Annotated in this window: 8 protein-coding genes; 7 read left to right on the top strand and 1 reads right to left on the bottom strand. The window is 67.7% G+C overall.

The window, feature by feature from the left end; translation table 11 throughout:
• The first annotated feature begins 75 nt into the window (after positions 1-75).
• Entirely contained in the window at positions 76-2,268 is a 2,193-nt protein-coding gene (locus FJU31_RS18240) for a TonB-dependent receptor (RefSeq protein ID WP_246161456.1), read from the top strand.
• 100 nt (positions 2,269-2,368) lie between these two features.
• Here FJU31_RS18240 and FJU31_RS18245 read toward each other — a convergent pair whose 3' ends face one another.
• Positions 2,369-2,839: a MerC domain-containing protein gene (locus FJU31_RS18245; RefSeq protein ID WP_150455996.1), complete on the bottom strand. Its 471-nt coding sequence runs from the start codon at positions 2,837-2,839 to the stop codon at positions 2,369-2,371.
• Positions 2,840-2,871: 32 nt separating this feature from the next.
• Here FJU31_RS18245 and FJU31_RS18250 point away from each other — a divergent pair, with 32 nt between their 5' ends.
• Genes FJU31_RS18250 through FJU31_RS18275 form a run of 6 tightly spaced genes read left to right on the top strand, consistent with a single transcriptional unit; the run spans position 2,872 to position 7,296 of the window.
• A complete protein-coding gene (locus FJU31_RS18250; protein ID WP_150455997.1) occupies positions 2,872-3,411 on the top strand; it encodes a ZrgA family zinc uptake protein in 540 nt (179 codons plus the stop codon).
• The gene (locus FJU31_RS18255) at positions 3,408-4,103 is read left to right on the top strand and encodes an ABC transporter ATP-binding protein (protein WP_150455998.1); all 696 of its coding nucleotides are present in this window, start codon (positions 3,408-3,410) and stop codon (positions 4,101-4,103) included. Before FJU31_RS18250 ends, FJU31_RS18255 begins: the two co-directional genes overlap by 4 nt.
• A complete protein-coding gene (locus FJU31_RS18260; RefSeq protein WP_150455999.1) occupies positions 4,096-5,349 on the top strand; it encodes an ABC transporter permease in 1,254 nt (417 codons plus the stop codon). The genes FJU31_RS18255 and FJU31_RS18260 overlap by 8 nt, the downstream gene beginning before the upstream one ends.
• A 3-nt stretch (positions 5,350-5,352) precedes the next feature.
• Positions 5,353-5,904 carry a DUF3299 domain-containing protein gene (locus FJU31_RS18265; RefSeq protein WP_150456000.1) on the top strand — a complete coding sequence of 184 codons (552 nt, stop codon included), beginning with the start codon at positions 5,353-5,355 and terminating at the stop codon, positions 5,902-5,904.
• Positions 5,894-6,547 carry a DUF3299 domain-containing protein gene (locus FJU31_RS18270; RefSeq protein ID WP_150456001.1) on the top strand — a complete coding sequence of 218 codons (654 nt, stop codon included), beginning with the start codon at positions 5,894-5,896 and terminating at the stop codon, positions 6,545-6,547. Before FJU31_RS18265 ends, FJU31_RS18270 begins: the two co-directional genes overlap by 11 nt.
• Positions 6,547-7,296, top strand: coding sequence for a hypothetical protein (locus FJU31_RS18275; RefSeq protein ID WP_150456002.1), 750 nt, complete (start codon positions 6,547-6,549; stop codon positions 7,294-7,296). Before FJU31_RS18270 ends, FJU31_RS18275 begins: the two co-directional genes overlap by 1 nt.
• Positions 7,297-7,429 lie beyond the last annotated feature (133 nt).

Genomic DNA, 7,429 nt, shown 5'->3' on the forward strand with positions numbered 1-7,429 from the left:
CAGTTGGATGTTACATCATAACAATGTGTGCCAGCCGTTCTGCCAGGCACCTGTCCATCTCCCGAGAGGTCTGCCTTGAAATCCCCCGTAACGTCCGCTGCGCTGGTCGCGGCGTCTCTGCTCGTTCCCGTCCTGCCGGTGCATGCCCAGCAGAAGGAGGCCGCCACCACACTGGACGGCGTGATGGTCACCGGTTCCAAGCGGGATACGCCCTATCTGAAGAGCGATCTGTCGGTCACCGTGCTGGACCGCGAAGCGCTGCAGCAGGCCGGCGTCACCGAGTTCCGCGACCTGGACAAGCTGGCACCCAATGTCAAGTTCAACGTGATGGGCCAGCTCAGCAACATGTTCATCTCCATCCGCGGCATCGAATCCAACCCATTCCTGGTCAACCGCGCCTCGGTCTACATCGATGGCATCCCGTTCCGCGAACTGAGCAACGCCGTGCTCAACCAGGTCGATTCGGTGGAGGTGCTGCGCGGCCCACAGGGCACGCTGTACGGCGCCAACAGTGAATCGGGCCTGGTGCTGGTGCGCACGCGTGGCCCGTCCGATGCCACCGAGGGTGAAGTGAACCTGCGCCACACCTGGTTCGGCAACGGCGGCGGTACCGCGCTGGATGGCTTCCTGTCCGGTCCATTGGGCAAGGGCGGCGCGCTGGCCGGCTCGGTCGCCTTCATGGGCTCACAGGAGGATGCCTACCTGAAGAACCTGACGCCATCCGGTGCGCGCGGCAAGGTTGACGAAGGCTACCTGCAGGGCAAGCTGCGCTGGCGGCCCAGCGATTACGTGCAGGTCAACGCGCTGGCCTACCACCTGCGCACGCGCGCGCCGGGCATGTTCGAGTATGAGTACCTGCCGATGGATACCGGCCTGTACAACCGCACCTATGGCAGCACGCTCAACGGCGGTCGCCAGGCCGGCGATTTCACCTACATCAACGATGCGCCCAAGCGCACCGAGAAGGATGAAACCGTCGCAGGCCTGAGCGCACAATGGCAGCTGCAGGCGGGCACGCTGGATGTGGCTGCCTCCCACCGTGGCGAGGAGGTGATGTCGGCCGGCTACGATTTCGACATGACCGCCAGCGCCGAACTGGCCGGCCGCATCTACGACAAGAAGAACGAATGGACCGCCGAGGCGCGTTTCAGCTCTCCCAGCGACCAGACGCTGACCTGGATGGCCGGCGTGGCGGCCTACCGCACCGACAAGGATTCCATCCTCGGTACGTTCGTCGGGCCGGCCACGCGCGGGCTGGACAGCTACAACCTGGCGCCGCGGCAGACCTCCAAGGGCGAGGACTACAGCGTGTTCGCCACCGCCAGCTACACCTTGCCCGCGCTGCCGAAGCTGACCGCCAGCGTCGGCCTGCGCCACGAGCAGGCGCGACGTTCCACCGAACAGCGCGCCGGTGCGCTGGACCTTGGCCCCGGTGGCCTGGTGCTGTACCGCGACGCCGCGCTGGCGCACACGTTCTCGGCCACGCTGCCGCGCGTGTCGCTGCGCTACGACGCCAGCGATGACCTGTCCTTCTACGCGGCCTCCGCCAAGGGCTACATCCCGGGTGGCTTCAACCTCGCGGCCGCGCAGAGTGATGTGGTCAATGACAAGGTGCTGCGTTACGAATCCGAGCGCATGTGGAGCCACGAACTGGGCTTCAAGATGAACCTGGCCGGCGGCCGCGGACACATCGGCGGGGCGCTGTTCCACATCACCTCGGACAACTGGCAGGAGATCCAGATCGCCACCGATGCCGATGGCCGGCCGATCTCTTCGGACTATGTGGGGTCGGATGCCTCGATCCGCTCGCGTGGCGCCGAGCTGGAAGGCGTCTTCGACGTGCTGCCGGGGCTGAGCCTGATGGCCAACGTCGGCTACGTGGACGCCAAGTACACCAAGCTCTGGGTCAGCGCGGATCAGAACCTTGCCGGCAAGCGGGTCAAGTTGACCCCGCATTACACCGGCTACCTGGCCGCGCGCTACCAGTTCGATTCGGGGCTGTACGCGCGGGTGGAATCGCAGTTCACCGGTTCCAGTGCGCTGGACGAGCGCAACCGTGCGTTCCAGCCCGCGGTAGCGGTGCTGGGGTTGCAGGTGGGATATGAGACGGGGCCGTGGAGCACCCGGCTGTTCGTGCAGAACCTGACCGACAAGCGGCGCATCAACGGTCTGATCTTCGACAATCTGGCCTTTGGTCGTGATGGCAACTACTACGGCCCGGTGGACCATCCGCGCATCTTCGGTGCCGAGGTGGGTTACCGGTTCTGAGTGCGTTGCCGGCCAGCGGCCGGTACTACCGGGCACGGCGTTGTTTCTGGTCGATGCCAACCTTGGTTGGCACGTTGGGAACGTCCACCAAGGTGGACGACTACCGGTGAAGCGCCCGCCGGTTGAGGATGTGGGCGGTGGCCAGCAGCACGCCGCCGCAGGAGGTCGCCACGCCATGCCAGACCAATGATTCCTTCAACGGCATGTACAGCGACGAAGACAGCAGCGCAACCGCGCCGCAGGCCGCCAGCCGCAGCGGCCGCCACTGCTGGTGGCGACGCCTGCCTGAAACGGTGCTGGCCATGGCCACGGTGGAGGCGACGACGGCGAACACCCATTCCCAGCGCGACATCACCAGCAGCGCGGTCATCGCGCCGTGGGCCGGGTGCTGGAACGAGCGCAGGGCCATCATCGCCGCCGGCACGAAGGCCAGCAGCAGGGGCAGGGTGATGCAGTGCGCGGCGCAGGCCATAGACAGCCAGGCGCCGGCCAGGTCAAGACGGGGGTGCCAGCGTGCCGAAGCTGGCGGCTGGGGCAGTGCCCTTGCGGGAGGCGTAGGGATGTGGTCCATAATGTTACATAATAACAATTATGGAGTCCCCTATGAAGCGTGTCGTAGTGCTGTCCCTGTTGTTCGCTGCTCCCGCCGTGCAGGCACACGACGTGCGCCAGCTCGGTGCACACGTGCACGGCCAAGCCACGGTCGACCTGGCGGTGGACCAGGGCACCCTTGAACTGGCCCTGCAGGCGCCGGGCGTCGGCATCCTGGATTTCGAACGGCCGCCTGCCAATGCCACCGAACAGGCGGCGCTGCACGCGGCACTGGCCACGCTCAAGCGCGGCGACTGGTTGACCCTGCCCACCGCAGCGCAGTGCACGCCGCTGAAACGTGACGCGCGCGCCGAGGGCTTTGGGCCCGCCGTGCCCGCTACTGCCACTACGCCGGGCAAACACACCCATGCCGGCTTCAACGCCGAACTGCGCTACCAGTGTGCCAACCCGGCCGCGCTGCGGGTGCTGGTGCTGGCCTTGCCGAAGGCCTTCCCGAACCTGCACGAGGTCATCGTCAACAGCGTGACGGCGGCCGGCCAGAGCCGCACTGTGCTCAACGCCGAGAACCTGCGCGTGGTGCTGGCCCCATGAACGCCGCCGCGGTGATCGCGCTGGAGCAGGTGCGTTTCAGCTATGGCGGACGCACCGTGCTGGATATCCCGCGGCTGCAGATCGCTGCAGGCAGCATCGTGCTGCTGCGCGGTGCCAGTGGTTCGGGCAAGAGCACCCTGCTGGGCCTGCTGGCCGGCGTGCTGCGCCCCGAACAGGGCGAGGTGGTCGTTGCCGGTACGGCCGTGCACGCCTTGAAGCCTGCTGCGCGCGACCGCTTCCGCGCCGATCATCTCGGCGTGATCTTCCAGCAGTTCAACCTGCTGCCCTTCCTCAGCGTGCGCGACAATATCGCGCTGGGCCTGCGCTTCGCGCCCGCGCGCAGCGCACGGGTCGTTCGCCCGCTGGATGATGAAATCTTCCGCCTGCTGCAGGCTCTGCACCTGGATCCGGACCTGCTGCAGCGCCGCGCCGGCACCCTCAGCGTCGGCCAGCAGCAGCGCGTAGCGGCGGCGCGGGCGTTGATCGGTCGCCCGGCCGTGCTGCTCGCCGATGAGCCGACCTCGGCACTGGACCGCGAAGCGGCCACCGCCTTCCTGCAGCTGATGGCCGCGCAATGTGCAGCGGCCGGTACCACCGCGGTGGTGGTCAGCCATGACGACAGCCTGCAACCCCTCTTCGACCGCGTCGTGCAGCTGCAGGACATCAACCACGCCGGAGCCGCCCATGTTTGAACTTGCCTGGGCCAGCCTGCGCAGCCGTGCGCTCAGCGTGTCCCTGACCGTGCTGGTCATCACCCTCAGCGTGACCCTGCTGCTGGGCGTGGAGCGCGTGCGCGTGCAGGCCCATGAGGGTTTCGCCAGCACCGTTTCGGGCACCGATCTGATCGTCGGCGCGCGCTCGGGGCCGGTGAACCTGCTGCTGTATTCGGTGTTCCATATCGGCGACCCGACCAACAACGTGTCCTGGCAGTCCTATCAGGAACTGTCGACGCTGCCGCAGATCAAGTGGGCGGTGCCGCTGTCGCTGGGTGATTCCTGGCGCGGCTACCGGGTCATCGGCACCACCGGCGGCTACTTCGAGCACTACCGTTACGGTGCCGGGCACACGTTGGCCTTCGCCGAGGGCAAGCCCTTCGATGATCTGTACGACGCAGTGGTTGGCGCCGATGTCGCCGGCGCGCAGGGCGTGCAGGTGGGCGATGAGATGGTGCTCGCTCATGGCACTGCCTCGGTGACTCTGGCCAAGCATGCCGACAAGCCGTTCCGCATCAGTGGCGTGCTGCAGCGGACCGGCACGCCGGTGGATTCGTCGGTGCTGGTGTCCCTGCCGGCAATCGAGGCCATCCATGTGGACTGGCGCTCGGGCGTGCAGCTGCGCGGGCACAGGGTCAGCGCTGAGGAGGCGCGACACCTGGACCTGACCCCGACCAGCATCACCGCCTTCATGCTCGGCCTGAACTCGCGCATCGCCACGTTCTCGGTGCAGCGCGCGGTCAATGACTACCCCGACGAGGCACTGCTGGCGATCCTGCCCGGCGTTACCCTGCAGCAGCTGTGGCAGTCGCTGGGCACGGCCGAGCGGGCGCTGCAGCTGATCAGTGCGATGGTGGTGCTGCTGGGCCTGGTCTCGCTGGTGGCGCTGCTGGTGTCGACCCTGCAGGAGCGCCGCCGTGAGATGGCGGTACTGCGTGCCACCGGTGCCCGGCCACGCTACATCGCCAGCCTGCTGGTGCTGGAAGCGGTGGCGACCAGCGGCATGGCCTGCGTGCTGGCCCTGACCATCCTGGTGGCCGCCAGCCTGGCTGGGCGCGGCTGGGCGCTGGCGAACTTTGGTCTTTCGATCACCCATGTCTGGCCGGATCTGCGCGAGCTGGCGTGGGTGGGCGGGGTGCTGGTGTTGAGTGCCGTGGCCGGTCTGGTGCCGGCTTTGCTGGCCTATCGGCGCACGCTGGCCGACGGCCTGTCGGCGGGAGCCTGAGCGATGCGCGGGAGCCTTTTTCTTGCCGTGATCCTGCTACTGGCGGGCTGCGAACGTCCGGTGGATACCGGCGTGCAGGCCCTGCCACCGTCACTCGTGCAGGACGGCGCGACAAGCCAAGTGCCCGCCGAGCAGGAACTGGACTGGCTGCAGATGATGCCCGCCGATGAGCTGGCCGCGCTGGAGCGGGGCGACGGGCCGGAAGTGAAGCACAACGGCAACCGGCGCATGGCCCAGTACGGCACCTTCCGCACCGTGGACACGGTGCTGGACCGCGCCGTGCGCCTGCCCGGTTACGTGGTGCCGCTGGCCAGTGCCAGCGATGGCCGGCTGACCGAGTTCCTGTTCGTACCGTATTACGGCGCCTGCATCCACGTGCCGCCGCCACCCCCGAACCAGATCGTGCACGTGCGGTTGTCGCGGCCGATCGACATGCCGGACATGTACTCGCCGTTCTTCCTCGCCGGCACGCTGCGCGCCGAGCGCGTGGATGACGACGTGGCCGGTTCGGCCTACACCATGGCAGACCCCGAGTTGAGGCCCTATGAACCGTAACGCCTGTGTCCTGGTGCTGATGGTGTTGGCCGGTTGCAGTCGGCCCGGCGGCGATGTGCCCGAGCCGACCGCTGCCCCCGCGCCCGCCAATGCGCCCGCGCAGGCAGCGCCTGAAGCGCCTGCCGCCAGCGACGGCGCGATCACTGCCTGGAATGCGTTGATGCCCGAGGACGACGCATTCCTGCGCCCGCCGCCGCAGATCGGCATCGACCGCAGCGGCGGCATGGGCGCGATGTCGGGCGTCGGTGGACTGATCGATGACACGGGTTCAGGCACGCCGCCGGGTGCGGCCATCGACCACTCCAGCCCCGACCGCGCGCAGCAATTCGGCTCTGCTGCCGTGGTCGATGGCGTGGACGGTCGCCAGGTCGACCTGGACGGCTACGTGGTGCCGTTGGGCACGGACGACGCCGGGGCAGTGAACGAACTGCTGTTCGTGCCGTTCTATGGCGCCTGCATCCACGTACCACCGCCGCCACCGAACCAGATCATCCATGTGACCCTGGCCAAGCCGATGGCACTCGGCAACCTGTGGGATGCCTATCGGCTGTCGGGCCATCTGCGGATCAAGCGCTTCGAGGCCGACATCGCCAGCGCGTCCTACGATGCGGATGCGGCCACGCTGACGGCGATCGGCAGCTGATGCAGCGCGCGCACTGGCTGGGGATCGGTGCGGTGGTGCTGCTGGCCGGTGCCGCGCTGCTGGCGTGGCAGCGCTCGGCGCCGCAGGCGCGTCCGCCGTCTGTCGCGTTCCCCACACCGGTGCCCGCGCTGCAGGCCGACATCGAGCGGCACCTGCGCGAGGATCGTGCGTTCCGTGACGACGTGGTGTTCCTGCTGGCGGCCACCGTGCGTGATCGCTGCGTTCCCGCCGAGGCCGGTGTGCTGGCACGGATGGCCAACCGCGCCGCGCTGCCGGTGCTGGGTGCGGTCAGTGCGGTGACCGCGCAGGATCGTCGGCTTGATCGGCCGATCTACCAGTTCATCCAGCACCGTGCCGACAGCACGGAATGCGGTGAACCACTGCAGTTGCCCGACTCAGGTACGGTGCCGCTGCGGGTGGACATCGAGCAGTACGCGCTCAGCTTCCCCGACAGCTATTACGACCCGGCGCACAGCAGCGTGCCGCGCGACTTCGGCGGCCGCAGCCTGGTCGAGCGTGCAGGCAACGCCTGCAACAGCGTCGTGTATTCGGTGCTGCCGCTGGGCCCGGTCGACTGGCGCTGCAGCATGCTGCGGACCAACGCGCGCAGCCGCGTGCGCGGCGCCTGCGAAAGTGAGCTGCAACGCCAGCACGGCAGTACCGGCGGCGAGCTGGACATGGCGGTGGGGCAGGGCATGCAGGGGGCGGTCGTCGCTGCCATCACCGCGCTACCGGAAGGCTGCCGGTAACCGGCTTTTGTAGAGCCGAGATCCTATGTTCGTGGTCAAGCCTGTTGGAAGCAGGCTTGGCCTACCTTCAGCATGGCTGGGTCGAATTCCTTGCCACTCTTGAATACGCCCCACGCAATCCTGGCCAGTTTTC

The organism is Stenotrophomonas cyclobalanopsidis, from assembly GCF_008710035.1.
Classification (GTDB): domain Bacteria; phylum Pseudomonadota; class Gammaproteobacteria; order Xanthomonadales; family Xanthomonadaceae; genus Stenotrophomonas; species Stenotrophomonas cyclobalanopsidis.